Genomic DNA, 15,257 nt, shown 5'->3' on the forward strand with positions numbered 1-15,257 from the left:
GCAGTGACCACCCCCGACCTTCCCCTCGCCTCGAACGGCGGCTGCGGCGACGACTGCGCCTGCGGTGCCGACGGGGAGTACCTGGAGTGCGGCCTCGACCCCGCACTCGCCGAGCTCCTCGCCGACGCGGGCCTGGACCCCGTCGAGGTCGAGGACATCGCGGGCGTCGCCATCCAGGAGGACCTGGCGCACGGCGTGGACGTGACGACGGTCGCGACCGTCCCCGAAGAAGCAGTGGCCACGGCCGACTTCGTGGCGCGCGAGGCGGGCGTGGTGGCGGGCCTCAGGGTCGCCGAAGCGGTCGTCTCCATCGTCTGCGAGGACGAGTTCGAGGTGGAACGCCACGTGGAGGACGGCGAGAAGGTGGAGGCAGGCGAGAAGCTCCTCTCCATCACCGCCCGCACCCGCGACCTCCTGACGGCCGAGCGCAGCGCGCTGAACATCCTCTGCCGCCTGTCGGGCATCGCGACGGCCACGCGCGCGTGGGCGGACCTCCTGGACGGCACGAAGGCGAGGGTCCGGGACACCCGCAAGACAACCCCCGGGCTGCGCGCCCTCGAGAAGTACGCGGTCCGCTGCGGAGGCGGGGTCAACCACCGCATGTCCCTGTCGGACGCGGCCCTGGTCAAGGACAACCACGTCCTGGCGGCCGGCGGCGTGACCCAGGCCTTCGAGGCGGTCCGCGAAGCCTTCCCGGACCTCGCGATCGAGGTCGAGGTGGACACCCTCCACCAGCTCCGCGAAGTGGTGGACGCGGGCGCGGACCTGATCCTCCTGGACAACTTCACGCCGGGCGAGTGCGAGGAGGCCGTGGCCATCGTCGGCGGCCGCGCGGCACTGGAGGCATCGGGCCGCCTGACCCTCGACAACGCCAAGGCGTACGCGGACACGGGCGTCGACTACCTCGCCGTAGGAGCCCTCACCCACTCCTCGCCGATCCTGGACATCGGCCTGGACCTGCGAGCGGCGGAGTAGAACCGGCATGCTGCTCACCATCGACGTAGGCAACACGCACACCGTCCTCGGCCTGTTCGACGGCGAGGACATCGTCGAGCACTGGCGCATCTCCACGGACGCCCGCCGCACGGCCGACGAACTCGCGGTCCTCCTCCAGGGCCTGATGGGCATGCACCCGCTCCTCGGCGACGAACTGGGCGACGGCATCGACGGAATCGCCATCTGCGCGACGGTCCCCTCGGTCCTGCACGAGCTCCGCGAGGTGACCCGCCGCTACTACGGCGACGTCCCCGCGGTCCTCGTCGAACCGGGCGTCAAGACGGGCGTCCCGATCCTCACCGACAACCCCAAGGAGGTCGGCGCCGACCGCATCATCAACGCGGTCGCGGCGGTCGACCTCTACGGCGGCCCCGCGATCGTCGTCGACTTCGGTACGGCGACGACGTTCGACGCGGTCAGCGCGCGCGGCGAGTACATCGGCGGTGTCATCGCCCCCGGCATCGAGATCTCCGTCGAGGCCCTCGGCGTCCGCGGCGCCCAACTCCGCAAGATCGAGGTGGCCCGCCCGCGCAGCGTCATCGGCAAGAACACCGTCGAGGCCATGCAGTCCGGCATCATCTACGGCTTCGCGGGCCAGGTCGACGGCGTCGTCAACCGCATGTCCCGCGAACTCGCGGAGGACCCCGACGAGGTCACGGTCATCGCGACGGGTGGTCTGGCTCCCATGGTCCTGGGCGAGTCCTCGGTCATAGACGAACACGAACCCTGGCTGACGTTGATCGGCCTACGCCTGGTCTACGAACGCAACGTCTCCCGTATGTGACTGGGTCCTGTGCCCAGGCCGCCGAGGACTCGTCCTCGTAGGCCGGCCGGGCTGAAGGATTCCGGAGGGACCGCCCCCAAGACCGCGCACCGCCGGGCGGAATGGCGCGGTCCCGGGCTGGACCAAACCGCTGGGGACGCGGGCAGCCCCACACACCCGCGGTCGCCCACGGCGGCAAGGGGACGCGTCGGGGGGTGTCCGCCCGCAGCGGCCGGCGTCAAGAAACAGCACCCCTCTGAGGCACAGCAACCGCCGGACCGAGGACGGACACCCCCCGACGCGGCCCCGACCCACAAACCAACCCGCAGGCGCTACACGCACCCCCACCGACCAACAACAGGCCGCCGCAGGCACCCCACCCGCACTACTCGGCGAAGTGCTCCCCCACCAGCGACCGCACCACATCCAGATCCCCGACGATCAACGCATCCAGCAACGCCGTGTGCTCAGCGGCGTCCGCGAGCAGGTCGGCATGCCGGACCGAAGGCCGTGCGGCGCTCCCCAGGGGCCACTGAGCCCGCCGGTGCAGGTCGTCCGCGATTTGGACGAGCTGTTCGTTGCCGCAGAACGACAGCACAGCCCGATGAAAAGTACGGTCCGACTCCGCGTACGTGGCCCGGCACCCCGTCGACGCCGCCCGCACCGTCGCCTCAGCCAACGGCCGCAATTCCGCCCACCGTTCGGCGCCGACCGACCGCGCGAGCCGCAGCATCACCGGCACCTCGATCAACGCCCGCACCTCGGCCAGCTCCGCCAGCTCCCGAGCCCCCCGCTCGACCACCCGGAACCCCCGATTGGGCACGACCTCGACGGCCCCCTCCAGCGCGAGCTGCTGCATAGCCTCCCGCACCGGCGTGGCCGACACCCCGAACTGCTCCCCCAACGCGGGCGCCGAGTACACCGCCCCGGGCGTCAGCTCACCCGTGACCAGCGCGGTACGCAACGCGTCCAGGATCTGCCCCCGCACCGAGGCCCGCTGCACCAGCGGCCGAGGCCGCGGGATGGGCGTCTCACTGTGCGTGTGCTCACCACGCGCCGAGGGCGCCGCGCCACCCCGGTCCCGGCCGGCGTCCGCGCCCCGCCCCTGCGCCGGCACACGCGTCACGTCCGCACGGACCTCGACGTCCTCCACACCCGAAGGGACCTGCCGCCCCTGCGAGCCACCCGGATTTCCCGTCACCGCGGAGCCCTGCGCGCCCTGCTTCACGGGTCCTCCTGCGGATGTGTCGGTACTTGGGGTCATTACGGCGGGTTGTTACTCAGCCGTCAAGCACCTTAGGCGCAGAACGCGACAGTTCAAACCGCAGCGATCTTGGGTAAGGTAAGGCTTACCTTTGAAGCCTCACGGATCGGCGGCCCACATGTCCGTGCCCCCTTCGGCCCTCGCAGCCGCCTACACGCGTCTCACCACGGCCTTCCCGGGGCTCGACATCATCCAGCCACCCGCCCACGAACAGCTTCCCCACCACGGCGGCTGGCTCACCGCGGCCTCCCTCGCGGAGGGCGGCGAGGCCCTCGACACCTTCCTGGCCTGGGACGACGCACAGGTACGGCGCGACTACGGACAGCCCGCCCGCCCCGACGTCGTGGCCAGCTTCGGCCTGCACCGCTACGCCTGGCCCGCCTGCCTGCTGATCACCGTGCCCTGGTTCCTGCTCCGCCGCGTCCCCCGCCTGCCCGTGACGCATGTCTCGTACGACCGCACGGCCCCCGGCCTGGCGATAGGCCGCCTGGCGGCCCGTCCGACCACCTTCGCCTGCCTCCCCGACGACCCGGCGGCCATCCTGCCCGGCGCCAGGGTCGTCGCCGACGAGGAGTCGCTGCGCGCCGAGGTGCGGGCCGCCGTCGCCGAGCACCTCGAACCCGTCCTCGCCGGCTTCGGCCCGCGTATGCGCCGCCGCGGCCGCGCGCTGTGGGGCATGGCGACCGACGAGATCATCGAGGGCCTGTGGTATGTCGCCCATCTGTTCGGCGACGGCGAGCAGGACCGGGCCCGCCGCGAGCTGGAACTGCTCCTGCCGGGCGCGACCCAGCCGTACGTCGGCTCGGCGGCCTTCCGCGAACTCACCGGCCCGAACGGCGAGTCACTGCCCACTCGGGACCGGGCGAGCTGCTGCATGTTCTACACCGTGCGCCCCGAGGACACCTGCGCCACCTGCCCGCGGACCTGCGACGCGGACCGGGTCACCAAACTCCTGGCGGCGGCAAGCTGAACCCCACGGCCGGCGGCGCCGCGAGCGGCCCAATCCACCGCCGAGCGCCGCGAATTGAGGACCCCTCAGACGGCGCGTAACCCTTCGTGCCGTAAGATCACCCACGAGCGTGACACCCGTTACGGTTACAGGCGTTTCACAATTTCCTCACTCCGCGCAGGAACTTTCCGTGGAACCACCCGCACGGGTAGTCTCCGTTCGAACTCAACTCCCGCCCCTCAAGCGGCAGTTCGAGCAGAACGCCGCCCTGGGCATCCCCTTGCACTTCCTTGGCGGCCTCTTGCCCCGAAACCCCCTGAGGGCCAGTGGGATTGGGCCACTATGGCGGGCGTTACGCCCTATCCCAATGCAAGGGACCCCAGATGAGATTGACCGACATATCGCTGAACTGGCTGCTTCCGGGCGCCGTCCTGCTCCTGGGCCTGCTGGCGGCGATAGCGGTGCTTCGGCGCGGGAAGACCTCGGGGAAGGACACGAGCGCTGAAGACTCGTGGGAGCGCAGCGAGGAGCGCCGCAGGCGCAAGGAGGCCATATACGGCACCGCCTCCTATGTGCTGCTGTTCTGCTGCGCGGCCGTGGCCGCCGCGCTCTCCTTCCACGGCCTGGTCGGCTTCGGTGAGCAGAACCTCGGCCTCCACAACGGCTGGCAGTACCTGGTGCCCTTCGGCCTGGACGGCGCCGCGATGTTCTGTTCCGTGCTCGCCGTTCGCGAGGCCAGCCACGGTGACGCGGCCCTCGGCTCCCGGATACTCGTGTGGACGTTCGCGGCCGCCGCTGCCTGGTTCAACTGGGTCCACGCGCCCAGGGGCCTCGGCCACGACGGCGCCCCGCACTTCTTCGCCGGCATGTCCCTGTCCGCGGCCGTGCTGTTCGACCGGGCGCTGAAGCAGACTCGCCGGGCCGCCCTGCGCGAGCAGGGTCTGGTGCCCAGGCCTCTGCCGCAGATCCGGATCGTCCGCTGGCTGCGGGCCCCCCGCGAGACCTACAGGGCCTGGTCGCTGATGCTTCTGGAGGGTGTGCGCAGCCTGGACGAGGCCGTCGACGAGGTCCGCGAGGACAAGCGGCAGAAGGAGGCGGCCCGTCTGCGCCGGCGCGAGCAGGAGCGCATGGAGCGGGCCCAGCTGAAGGCCATCAGCCGGGGCCACCGCGGCTTCGTCGGCCGCGGCGGCCGGCACGTCGAGACGCAGGCCCTGGAGCGTGCCTCGGCCCAAGTCTCCGCGGAGCCTGCCATATCCACGCCGGAACAACTGCCCGTGCGTACGCGTCCCTCATTGCAGCCCGTACGGACCGGTTCCGGCTCTGACCCGGTGACCGTCGACCTCACCGCGGAGGACGACACCATGGCGCTCCCCCGGCTCGACTCCCTGGAGCGCAAGCTCAAGGACCTGGAGCAGCAGTTCGGCTGAGCCGCCTGTGATCGACGCGATCGACGTCATCGACGAAGGGGCGCGACCCGGWCCGGGTCGCGCCCCTTCGTCATGGCACGCCACCCGCATACGTCGTCACGCGGCACCCGCGTCCAGTTCGAACCACACCGCCTTCCCCACCCCGTGCGCCCGCACGCCCCAGGCGTCCGCCAGGGACTGGACGAGGATCAGGCCCCTGCCGTTCGTACACTCGTCGGCGTTCGGTACGCGCGGTCTGGGCAGCCGGGCCACGAAGTCCCTCACCTCCACCCGCAGTCCGTCCGGCCCGACACTCGCCGTCAGGACGGCCTCCCGGTCGGTGTGGACGATTGCGTTGGTGACGAGTTCGCTGGTGAGCAGTTCGGCTATGTCCGATCGTCCCGGCCTCCCCCAGTGCCGTAACAGCTCGCGCAGTGCTCTGCGCGCCTCCGGTACGGCCCGTAGATCCGCCCGCCCGAGTCTGCGCCTGAGCTGCGGCGGCTGCGCGTGTTCCCCGGCGCTCGCGGCCCTGTCCTCCACTGTCTCCACCGAGGACGCCCCGTATGTCACGGGACCGCCTCCTCGTGCCTGCCTCTTCATGACCCCCGCCCGCGTGCCGATGTCGGTTCCCCTCCTGGCTCGAACACGTTCACGGGAACCATTCCCAGTCGAACCGGCGGCAGTCATGTCGAATCGTCAACGACCAGGTGTTCGGCCACGGTTGGGGCGGTCCAGGCGGATGGATGAAAGCCGAAACGTCACCCGTCGGCCGCCCGGAGGCCGCCCTCGGCGAGGGCCGGGCGGGGTGGGCCACAGGCCACGGCGCGGTTGGCGGGTCGGATGCGTGCTCGCCGCGAGCGGAGGCGGGGCCGTGCATCCGATACCGGAGGGAGACGGCCGACCTGTCCGTTCGGGCACGGCATGAGGCCGACTCCCCTGCGGGCGGGCTGAGCGCAGGGGATCGGCCCGGCTGCCGATGCCGCCCTGTCGATCCGGCCGTAGTCGGCGCGGCGGTGGGGCGGTTGGGGTCGTGCGCGGGGTGGACACCCACAAGTCGGACGGCGAGGCAACGGCGCGTCTCGGGCCACCTTCCCGCAACCTGTGAAACTGGCCGGAATTCGCGGGTGCACGCCCCGTGGGGCGCACGGATGACGCGGGCATGTGCGCGGGGCCGCCCGCCCGACCCCCGTCCGGGAGGGCGGCCCCGCTGGTGCGATGGTCCGGTGACGCGCCGGTCAGTAGAGCTTGTTGACCGCGGTGGTGGTCGTCTTCTTGAAGGCCTTCACGGGCGCGTCCTTGAAGGCGCCCATCTGCCCCCACTGCACGACGGTCACGGTGCCGCCGTCCCGGCCGACGGAGACGAGGTGGATGTCCATGGCGCCCCAGGACGCGCGGGTCGCGAAGCCGTGGACGCGGGCGCCCTCCTCGACCGGCAGGCTGCCGTAGCTCCTGTAGTCGGCCTCGACGTCCGGGTCGGCGTTCATGCGCGTGACGCAGCGCTTGACCTCCTTGTCGAGGCGTGTCGCCAGGGCCTTGGCCTTGGTGCTGTTCCCGACGACGACGTTGAGCTGCTGGGCGCCGGTGTCGAGGTCGGTGCGGAAGGTGCGGTAGCGGGAGTCGTAGGCGAGCAGGGACTCGCCGAAGCAGTACTGCATCTCCTCCGGGACGCCGTCGGCGACCCGGCCGGCGGTCCAGGTGGAGGAGGGGTGCGGCGGCAGCTCGGACGCCGCGAGGAACTTCGGCGCGGGCGTCCTCGGCGCGGCGCCGGCGGGCGCCGCGCCGAGCGCGGCTCCCGTGGTGAGGCCCACGACGACGAGTGCGGTGAGCACGCCGGATCGGGTGCGCTTGGGCATGGGTGTCCCCCCGTGGATGAGATGAGTGCATGAGTGCGTGAACGTGCGGAAGTTGGCCGTCACCGAGGCCGGTTGGTCCCCCCGGACCTGGTCGGTGCGACACCTTGAGCATCAGCCGTCACAGCAGGCGGCCGCAAGCGCCGTCACCCGGTCCGCGACGGTGGAACCATCCCAGCCCTTCTGACGTGCAGGTACATGGAGTGCCTGGGATACCGTCCCGGGACGCGCAGGACACGGGGGGACAGTGTCGGAAGCACAGGGCGACGACGTCCAGGAGTTCGCGGCGACGCTGAGACGCCTGAAGGAACGCACCGACCGCAGCTACGGTCAGCTGGCCCGCCGCCTGAACATGAACACCTCCACGCTGCACCGCTACTGCGCCGGTGACGCGGTCCCCCTCGACTTCGCCCCCGTCGAGCGCTTCGCCGCGCTGTGCGGGGCGACGCCTCAGGAGCGGCTGGAGCTGCACCGGTTGTGGATCCTGGCGGTGGCGGCCCGACAGAGATCACGTACGGCGGTTGCCCATACGCCGGCTTCCGGTACGACGGACGGCGCCCCCTCGGACGCGGCCCGCGAACCGGCCGCCGAGCCGGTCCAGGACCCCGCACCGCCCGAGCCTTCCCGGCGCCCCTGGTACCGCCGCCGACGCCTGCTGGTCTCCGCCGCCGTGACGACCGCCCTCCTCGCGACGCTCGGGAGCCTCTCCGCGCTGCCCGACGACGACCGTCGCCGGACGGGCGACTCGGTCGAGGCCGCCGATCCACCCCGTACGGCACAACCGGACGCCCCCCGCCCGAAGTCGACCGAGTCCCCGAGCTCCTCCGCCAAGACGCCCTCGCCCTCCGGCGGCGCGTCGAAGAAGCCCTCGGCCGAGCCCACCGAAACCGCCGACCAGCCCTCGAACAAGTCCGGCGGGCGGCAGCCGTCGACCGGCCTTCCCCTCACCTTCAGCGCCGACTCCCATGTCTGGCAGGCGGGTTGCGGTCACGACTACGTCATCGCCAAGCCCCCGCGGCAGGTCCCGCCGCCCCCGAACCCACAGGACGCCGCGACCTGGGCGGCGACGCAGAACGCGGTGCACGGGCGGCAGACGCTGGTGAAGATCACGGTGCAGGGCCGGTCGTCCACGGCCGTCGTCCTGGAGGCGCTGCGCGTGCGCGTCGTCGGCCGCTCGGCACCCGTGGAGGGCACCAACTACGCCATGGACAACGGCTGCGGCGGAGCGCTGACGCCCCGCTACTTCGACGTCGACCTGGACAAGGACCGGCCCGTCGCCCGCCCGGCGGACGGCAATGACACGGGCGTCACGATCCCGGCGATGCGGCTGCCGTACCGCGTGTCCGCCGAGGACCCCGAGGTGCTGCTGGTCGACGCGAAGACGCAGACCTGCGACTGCAGTTGGTACCTGGAACTGGACTGGTCGTCCCAGGGCCGCACCGGCACGGTCCGCATCGACGACCACGGCCGCCCGTTCCGCACGACGAGCACCAAGGGCCTGAAGAACTATGCCTACGACACCTCGGCCCGCGCCTGGGTGCCCTGGGAGGAGTAGGAGCGCCCGGGCTCGTCACGCCTCCCAGACCGCGGCCGCCGTACGGTCGTCGGCGTACCCCTTCACCCGGATCTGGGTGTCGGCGAGGAACTCGGCGAGGCCGGGCGGTTCGGGGTCGGACCACCGTCCGGTCAGGTGGGCGGCGAGTTCGGGTTCGCCGCGCAGGGGGTCGGCGAGGCCGCTCGTGCACATCAGGAGGGTGTCGCCGGGGCGGGCGACGGAGGCGCGGAAGCGGAAGGGTTCGCGGGGCGGCTCGGGGGCCGGGTCGTAGGGGCTCGGCGGTGTGGTGATGCCGAGGTCCATGGTGAGGCGGTCGCCCTCGGGGGTCTCGGCGGGCAGTGAGCCGAAGCCGACGACGGGTTCGCCGGTGGCGTCGGTGACGCGGGGTTCGATGTCCTGCCATTCGCCGCTGCGCAGCCGGAAGAGTCCGCCCTCGCCGACGCCGAAGAAGACGCGCGTACGGCACTCGGGGTCGGCGGGCAGCAGGAGGCAGCGCAGGGTCGCCGCGTACTCCTCGGGTTCGATGCCCTGTTCGTTGGCTGTGGCGCGGAGTTTGCCGAGGCTGCGGTCGGTCAGGCGGTGCAGCCCGGACTTCAGGTCGCCGCGCCGTGCGGCCCTTATGTCCTCCGAGAGCCTCGCGTGGCTGCGGCCGACGGCCCGGCCGATCCAGTGGCAGGCCTCGGCGGCGGCGCGGTGCGCGCGCGGCGTGGCTCGGGCGCCGGTGGCCATCGCGACGAGGACCAGGGCGTGGTCGCCGGTGCCGAAGCGGGCGGTGAGGAGGGAGTCGCGGCGGGGTTCGCCGCGGTAGCGGGCGGAGTCTCCGCGCAGGGAGACGGCGCGCAGGGTGCTGGTGCCGTAGTGGGCTCCGTCGAGGACGGTGTCGGCGACGAGGTCGTCGAGGTCGTCCGGGTCGGCGGGTGGCAGGGCGGTGGGTTCGGCGGCGTAGGTGGGCGGGCCGTCGCCCACGTAGTCGAGGGGGCGTGGCGGCGGAGCGGGATCGGCCGGCGGAGCCGGCTCCACGGTGAATCCCGGCGGCTTCGGCAGACCGGGCGGAAACGTCGACGCGGGCTGCACGGCATCCGCGTCCGCCCGTGGCGACGGAACCGCCGCCCCCGCTCCCGACCGCTGGCTCAAGGCTCCCGCGGCCGAGGCGAACCGGTCGTCCAGTGAGTCGGGGGCCGTCGTCGGGCCCGTGTCGTCGGCGCGCTCACCGTACAGCTGCCCCCACCAGTCGTCCTCGCGGCCGGTGGGCCTACCCCCCTGCTGGTTCATGCCCCCAATTGTCCACCGCACGGCCCGGATGAAAACCGGGCATCCGGAAAATCCGGCCTCGCGAGGCCCTCGCGGGCGGCACGTCGGGTGAAGCCTTGAACAGCCTTGCGAAAACACCGGGAGAAGCGTGTCGCCGGGCAGTCCCACCCCCCACGGGAGAACCGCCCGGCGACTGCCGGGTGACCCGGGCCCAGATCCCCTTCGCGCGCGTCAGCGCACGTCGTAGGCCCGGGTCACGATCTGGGTGACCGATGTGCCGTGCGCGTCGGTCAGGACCGTTCTGAGTGTGACCTGCTTTCCTGTCGCTCCGCTGTGGTTCACCGTCGCCTTCCAGGTGCCGTCTTCCTGGCGCACCGTCCGCGCCTCGGTCCAGGTCTCGCCCTCGTCGTACGAGTAGGCGAACCGAGCTCGCGTCAACTCACCGGGCTCGTAACCCGCGTGGCCCGTCGCCGAGAGAGTGATGGTCTGCCCGTCCTCGGCGGGCAGTGTCTTCAGGCCGTCCTGCGCCGGCGCGTACCGCGGGAACAGCATCGGTATGCCCTGCGAGTACGCGCCCTCGTCCGGTGCGGAGCGGAAGGTCCACGTCGTCGTCGTGTTCGTCGAGCGGCTCCACGCCCGGGCCGGCGGGCCGATCTTCGCCGTGCTCAGGGTGAGTTCGTACGTCGACTCCGCGGCGGGCACGGTGAACACCCCGAAGGGGTAGGGACTTTCGCCGATCGTCTCACCGTCCCGGCTCAGCGTCATGCTCCCGATGTCGCCGAAGCTGCCCTGCACGCCCTGGTGCTGACCGTCGCCCCAGAAGCCGGGCGCCACGCCGATCAGATCGCCCTGCCGTTCCCCGGCGAGCGCGGGCCGGCCGGCGTCGTCGAGCGGGGTGGTGGGGGCGAGGACGCCGCCGTACCACTCCTCGGTCCGCCGCTCGCCCTTCGCGTACGTCCGCATGGGGTCGATCATGAACTCGCCCCAGGGGAAGCTGCTGGACACCTCGTGCTCCCAGCCGGTCGTGCCGGACGAGTGGTACTCGGTGCGCCGGAAGGGCGCGGGGACCGTCTCCAGGCCGCTGAAGTAGCCGGTCAGTCCGTTCGGGCGGGTCATCGACGTCAGGTCGATGTGGTCGGTGGCGCCGCCCGCCATCGAGTTGTACGTCGCCGTGGTCGCCGCGAGATCCCGGTCCCGGACGCGGTAGGTGCGGTCGCCGGCGATCGTGCCCTGTTCCGGGAAGGCCAGGTTGTAGACGTACGGGCTCTTGGCGGTGGCCGTCCAGCGCAGGGTCACGTCCCCGGCCGCGAGCAGGGCCTTCGCCTCCTCGGCCGGGAGGGCGAGGACCGGGAGCGAGCCGCCGGTGAAGCCGGCCGACGGGTACCAGCGGCCCGGCGCGTCACGGTGGACGAGGACGGCCACGGCGCCTGCCGCCTTCGCGCGCGTCGCGATCTCGTCGGCGCTCCCGCCGTCCGGGATGCCGACGAGCGCGATCTTCCCGGCGGCCCCGGAAAGTTCCTCCGCCGTACCGGACTTGGCGTCGAACAGTGCCGCCCGGCCGCTGCCGTCGAGGTTGGCCGAGTTGTAGGACGCCGTGGTCGGGTGCAGCGACCGGCCGCCCACGACGGCGAGTTCGCTGATCTGCGGTGCCGCCGCGCGCCAGAAGCTGTCGAACTCGAAGTCCCCGTCGGTCGCCCGGCCGGTGACCGAGGCGTAGTAGCCGCGCAGTTGGCGCCCGCCGGCCGCCGTGCCCGCGTGCAGCCAGGTGTCGTCCCAGCTGCGGGCGAACCCGAGGGTGGCGCCGCGCAGTTCGGTCGGCTTGTCCGTCCTGATGCTCAGTCGGTGGGCCTTGCGGGCGTCGAGGACGACGGTCGTGTCGTCGCGGACCTCCAGCTGCGGACGGCCGAGGTAGGTGAGGGAGTCGAGGAGCGTGCCCTCGGTCTCGGGGGTCGTGACGAAGCCGGAGAGGAAGTAGGCGCCGGGGCGGATCCGGTACGTCTGGTCGCTCGCGCCCTCGTTGAAGCGGCGCTCGCCGGACGCGTCGTCGGTGCCGATCAGGTCGACGGAGGAGGCGCCGTCGGCGGGCTTGCCGAGCCGGTCGATCAGCTTGAGGCGCAGGGTGACGGTCTCCGGCTGGACGTACAGCGCGAACGGGGTGGAGACCCTGATGCCGTCGGCCGTGGCGAGGACACGGCCCGTGACGTCGCCGTACTGGGCCCGGTCGAGCCTGGCCGTCGGGTCGATCCGCAGCGGGACCTCGACTCTCGCCCCCGCCGGGACGGTGACCGAACGGGCGGCGAGCCGGGCGATCGATGAGCGGACGGTGGAGCCGTCGTTGCCGGTGACGGCGGACACCGACAGCTTCAACTCCACCGCCCTGTCCGTGGTGTTGGTGTAAGGCACGGCGACCGTCGTACGGTCGCTCGTGTCCTGCGGCCAGTTGAAGGTGCCTGCTTGCAGCGCGGGCGCGCCCAGCACCTTCTGCCCGATCGCGGCCCGCACGTCGAGGCGCCCGCCGCCCGTCTCGCGGACGTCGCCGGGGATACCGGCGTCGGCGGAGGAGACGAGGGCCGCTTTGATCTGCCGGGCGCTGAAGTCGGGGTGGCGCTGCTTGACGATGGCCGCCGCGCCCGCGACATGCGGGGTCGCCATCGACGTACCGCTCATGGACCGGTACGCGTACACGCCGCGCCCGCCCGCCTGGGCGGCGGAGATGCCGACGCCCGGTGCGGTGATCTCCGGCTTGAGGGTGTGCGAGCCGTACGCCGGGCCGCGGCTGGAGAAGGAGGCCGTGGAGTCGTCGCGGTCGACGGCGCCGACGGTGAGGACGCTCGGGGCGCAACCCGGGGAGGAGACCGTGTTGTTGCCGGGTCCGGTGTTGCCCGCGGCGATGACGAACAGGGTGTTCTCGCTGGTGCGGGCCAGTTCCTCCGTGGCCTGCGCCATCGGGTCGGTGCAGTCGGTGCGGGCCGGGTTGCCGAGGCTCATCGAGACGACGTCGGCGCCCTGGTCGACGGCCCACTGCATACCGGCGATGATCCACGAGGTCTCGCCCTGGCCGTAGTCGTTCAGGACCTTGCCGTTGAGGAGCCCGGCGGCCGGGGCGACACCCTTCTTCTCACCGTCGCTAGCGGCGCCCGTGCCGCCGACGGTGGAGGTGGTGTGGGTGCCGTGGCCGTCGTGGTCGTCGGCGTCCGGGGAGTCGGTGAAGTTCTTCGACGCGGTGACACGGCCCTTGAGGTCGGGGTGTTCGGCGTCGGCGCCGGTGTCCAGGACGGCGACCTTGGTGCCCTTGCCGTCGTAGCCGGCGGCCCAGGCCTCGGGGGCGTGCACCTGGCGGGTCGAACGGTCCAGCGTGGCCCGGACCTTGGCGTCGAGCCACAGCTTCTTCAGGTCGCCGGCCGCGCGGGAGCGGGGGTTGGTCAGGTCCGCCCAGAAGTCGGCGGCCCGCTTCTTGTCGGCCTCCAGGGCCACGCCGTCGATCGGGTCGAGGACGAGGCCGCGTTCGGCGCCGCGCGGGGTGGGCGGGACGGATCGGGCGACGGAGCGGTCGTAGGCGGCGATCAGCGGCAGCGTCGCGCGGTGCGCGTCGTCGTAGCCCTGCCGGATCAGGCCGGTGACGTTGAACAGTTCCTCGTCGACACGGCCGGCGGCGAGCGCCTCGACGGCTGCCTCGGGGTAGACGTACAGGTCGTCGCCGGAGCGACGGGTCTGGGTGAAGGGGGTGGTGCCGTCCGGGCCGGGCAGGGCGACGGCCCCGTCCCGGGTGACGAGGACGCGGTCGCCGGTGACCAGGGTGACGACGGATCCGGCGTCGGCGCCGGGGGTGGCCCGGACGCCGGTGCCGGTCTGCGGTTTCGGCCCGGCGGTGGCCGCGTGCGTGGGTACGGCCGGCGTCACGGCGAGGAGCGCGGCGGTGGCCGCCCCCAGTGCCGTACGCGAAATCGCTCTCCCCAAGATCGCCTTCTTCCGGTGCTGCCGTCTGCCCGCGGACGCGAAAGCGCAGGCCAAGGAGGCCCAAGTCGGGCAAAGCGGGCGGTGGTTGATGCTGCGGTGGCGACACCTTGGCAGAGTGAGCGGTGGTACCGCGATGATGTGCGGAGGCGGTTTTGCGCCGTGGCCGTTTCCCGCCACGGACCGAACACCGGTGTTCGACCTGGTTCCACTTGGGGAGGGGCGCGGCCCGATGCTGGGAGCGATTGGTCTCGACGAGACGCACGAGTCGGCGTACCGGGCTCTCGTGTCCGTGGGCGCCGCCGACGTACCGGATCTCGCCCGGAGGCTGACGCTCGCCGAGCACGACACCGAACGCGCGCTGCGCCGTCTGGAGCGGCACGGACTCGCCGCGCAGTCCTCGGCCCGCCCCGGCCGCTGGGTCGCCGCGCCGCCCGGGGTGGCGCTGGGCGCGCTGCTCACCCAGCAGCGGCACGAGCTGGAGAAGGCGGAGCTGGCGGCGGCGATCCTCGCCGAGGAGTACCGGGCGGGTGCGACCGAGCCGGCCGTGCACGACCTGGTCGAGGTGGTGATCGGCGCGGCCGCGGTGTCGCAGCGCTTCCTCCAGCTTCAGCTGGGCGCGAGTGACGAGGTGTGCGCGCTGGTCACCGGCAGTCCCGTCGCCGTCACCGGCATGGAGAACGACGCCGAGGAGCAGGCCGCCGATCGCGGCGTGCGCTACCGCGTGGTCCTGGAGCGCGCGGTCCTGGACCAGCCGCACGGCATCACCGAGCTGTCCGCCGCCCTCGGCCGCGAGGAGCAGGTGCGGGTGGTGGACCAGGTGCCGACCAAGCTGGTGATCGCCGACCGGACGCTCGCCCTGGTGCCGCTGACCTCGCACACCGCGGAACCGGCCGCGCTGGTCGTGCACGCGAGCGGGCTGCTGGAGCTGCTCTCCGGGCTGTTCGAGTCGGTGTGGCGGGACGCGCTGCCGGTCAGCCTCGGCCTGTCCGGCCTCACCGAGCAGCAGCCGGACGGCCCCGACGACACCGATCTGGAGGTGCTGTCCCTGCTGCTGGCGGGCCAGCCCGAACAGCGAGCCGAACTCGGGGCGGTGATCCTGCACCTCGGAGTGCTGGACGTTGAAGCGCACGGCGCTCGTCGCGGCGCCGGGCTCGGCGTAGATGCCGGAACCGAGGAAGCCGTTGCCGAGGAAGGGGCCCTCGTACCAGGTCGCCGGCATGCGCCGCCAGACGAGGTCGGCGTCGTCGAGGACGGTGCGCCAGGGGT

At 72.3% G+C, this 15,257-nt stretch carries 11 protein-coding genes; 6 read left to right on the forward strand and 5 right to left on the reverse strand.

Translation table 11 applies throughout. The annotated features are described in order from the left end of the window. The first annotated feature begins 3 nt into the window (after positions 1 to 3). A complete protein-coding gene (nadC, locus tag EAO75_RS11460) occupies positions 4 to 975 on the forward strand; it encodes a carboxylating nicotinate-nucleotide diphosphorylase (RefSeq protein WP_147994940.1) in 972 nt (323 codons plus the stop codon). A 7-nt stretch (positions 976 to 982) separates the two neighbouring features. Beyond that, positions 983 to 1,780 (forward strand): type III pantothenate kinase, encoded by a 798-nt coding sequence (locus EAO75_RS11465; RefSeq protein ID WP_147994941.1) that lies wholly within the window; start codon positions 983 to 985, stop codon positions 1,778 to 1,780. Between the two features lie 364 nt (positions 1,781 to 2,144). On the opposite strand, the gene EAO75_RS11470 is transcribed toward EAO75_RS11465, so the two are convergent. After that, positions 2,145 to 2,987: a GntR family transcriptional regulator gene (locus EAO75_RS11470; RefSeq protein ID WP_187284390.1), complete on the reverse strand. Its 843-nt coding sequence runs from the start codon at positions 2,985 to 2,987 to the stop codon at positions 2,145 to 2,147. A 154-nt stretch (positions 2,988 to 3,141) separates the two neighbouring features. Between EAO75_RS11470 and EAO75_RS11475 the strand changes: the two genes are divergently transcribed. Then, positions 3,142 to 3,993, forward strand: coding sequence for a (2Fe-2S)-binding protein (locus tag EAO75_RS11475; protein WP_147994942.1), 852 nt, complete (start codon positions 3,142 to 3,144; stop codon positions 3,991 to 3,993). Positions 3,994 to 4,355: 362 nt separating this feature from the next. After that, positions 4,356 to 5,399 (forward strand): DUF2637 domain-containing protein, encoded by a 1,044-nt coding sequence (locus EAO75_RS11480; protein WP_147994943.1) that lies wholly within the window; start codon positions 4,356 to 4,358, stop codon positions 5,397 to 5,399. 96 nt (positions 5,400 to 5,495) lie between these two features. Here EAO75_RS11480 and EAO75_RS11485 read toward each other — a convergent pair whose 3' ends face one another. Beyond that, positions 5,496 to 5,918, reverse strand: a complete 423-nt coding sequence (locus EAO75_RS11485) for an ATP-binding protein (RefSeq protein WP_147995254.1) — start codon at positions 5,916 to 5,918, stop codon at positions 5,496 to 5,498. A gap of 695 nt (positions 5,919 to 6,613) precedes the next feature. Next, positions 6,614 to 7,231 (reverse strand): hypothetical protein, encoded by a 618-nt coding sequence (locus EAO75_RS11490; protein WP_147994944.1) that lies wholly within the window; start codon positions 7,229 to 7,231, stop codon positions 6,614 to 6,616. A gap of 244 nt (positions 7,232 to 7,475) precedes the next feature. On the opposite strand from EAO75_RS11490, the gene EAO75_RS11495 reads away from it, so the two are divergent. Next, positions 7,476 to 8,783, forward strand: a complete 1,308-nt coding sequence (locus EAO75_RS11495) for a transcriptional regulator (protein ID WP_147994945.1) — start codon at positions 7,476 to 7,478, stop codon at positions 8,781 to 8,783. Between the two features lie 15 nt (positions 8,784 to 8,798). On the opposite strand, the gene EAO75_RS11500 is transcribed toward EAO75_RS11495, so the two are convergent. Then, a complete protein-coding gene (locus EAO75_RS11500) occupies positions 8,799 to 10,055 on the reverse strand; it encodes a PP2C family serine/threonine-protein phosphatase (protein WP_147994946.1) in 1,257 nt (418 codons plus the stop codon). A 210-nt stretch (positions 10,056 to 10,265) separates the two neighbouring features. Beyond that, positions 10,266 to 13,991 (reverse strand): S8 family peptidase, encoded by a 3,726-nt coding sequence (locus EAO75_RS11505; RefSeq protein WP_147994947.1) that lies wholly within the window; start codon positions 13,989 to 13,991, stop codon positions 10,266 to 10,268. A gap of 229 nt (positions 13,992 to 14,220) precedes the next feature. On the opposite strand from EAO75_RS11505, the gene EAO75_RS11510 reads away from it, so the two are divergent. Next, positions 14,221 to 15,257: TrmB family transcriptional regulator (locus EAO75_RS11510; protein ID WP_261989243.1), on the forward strand; the 1,037-nt coding region annotated here is incomplete at its 3' end.

The organism is Streptomyces sp. UW30 (assembly GCF_008042075.1).
GTDB lineage: Bacteria > Actinomycetota > Actinomycetes > Streptomycetales > Streptomycetaceae > Streptomyces.

Bases quoted from the DNA above. Each gene is read 5' to 3' on its own strand.
- EAO75_RS11500 (WP_147994946.1), bottom strand. From the start codon at position 10,055: ATGAACCAGCAGGGGGGTAGGCCCACCGGCCGCGAGGACGACTGGTGG.
- EAO75_RS11475 (WP_147994942.1), top strand. From the start codon at position 3,142: ATGTCCGTGCCCCCTTCGGCCCTCGCAGCCGCCTACACGCGTCTCACC.
- EAO75_RS11480 (WP_147994943.1), top strand. From the start codon at position 4,356: ATGAGATTGACCGACATATCGCTGAACTGGCTGCTTCCGGGCGCCGTC.
- EAO75_RS11465 (WP_147994941.1), top strand. From the start codon at position 983: ATGCTGCTCACCATCGACGTAGGCAACACGCACACCGTCCTCGGCCTG.
- EAO75_RS11490 (WP_147994944.1), bottom strand. From the start codon at position 7,231: ATGCCCAAGCGCACCCGATCCGGCGTGCTCACCGCACTCGTCGTCGTG.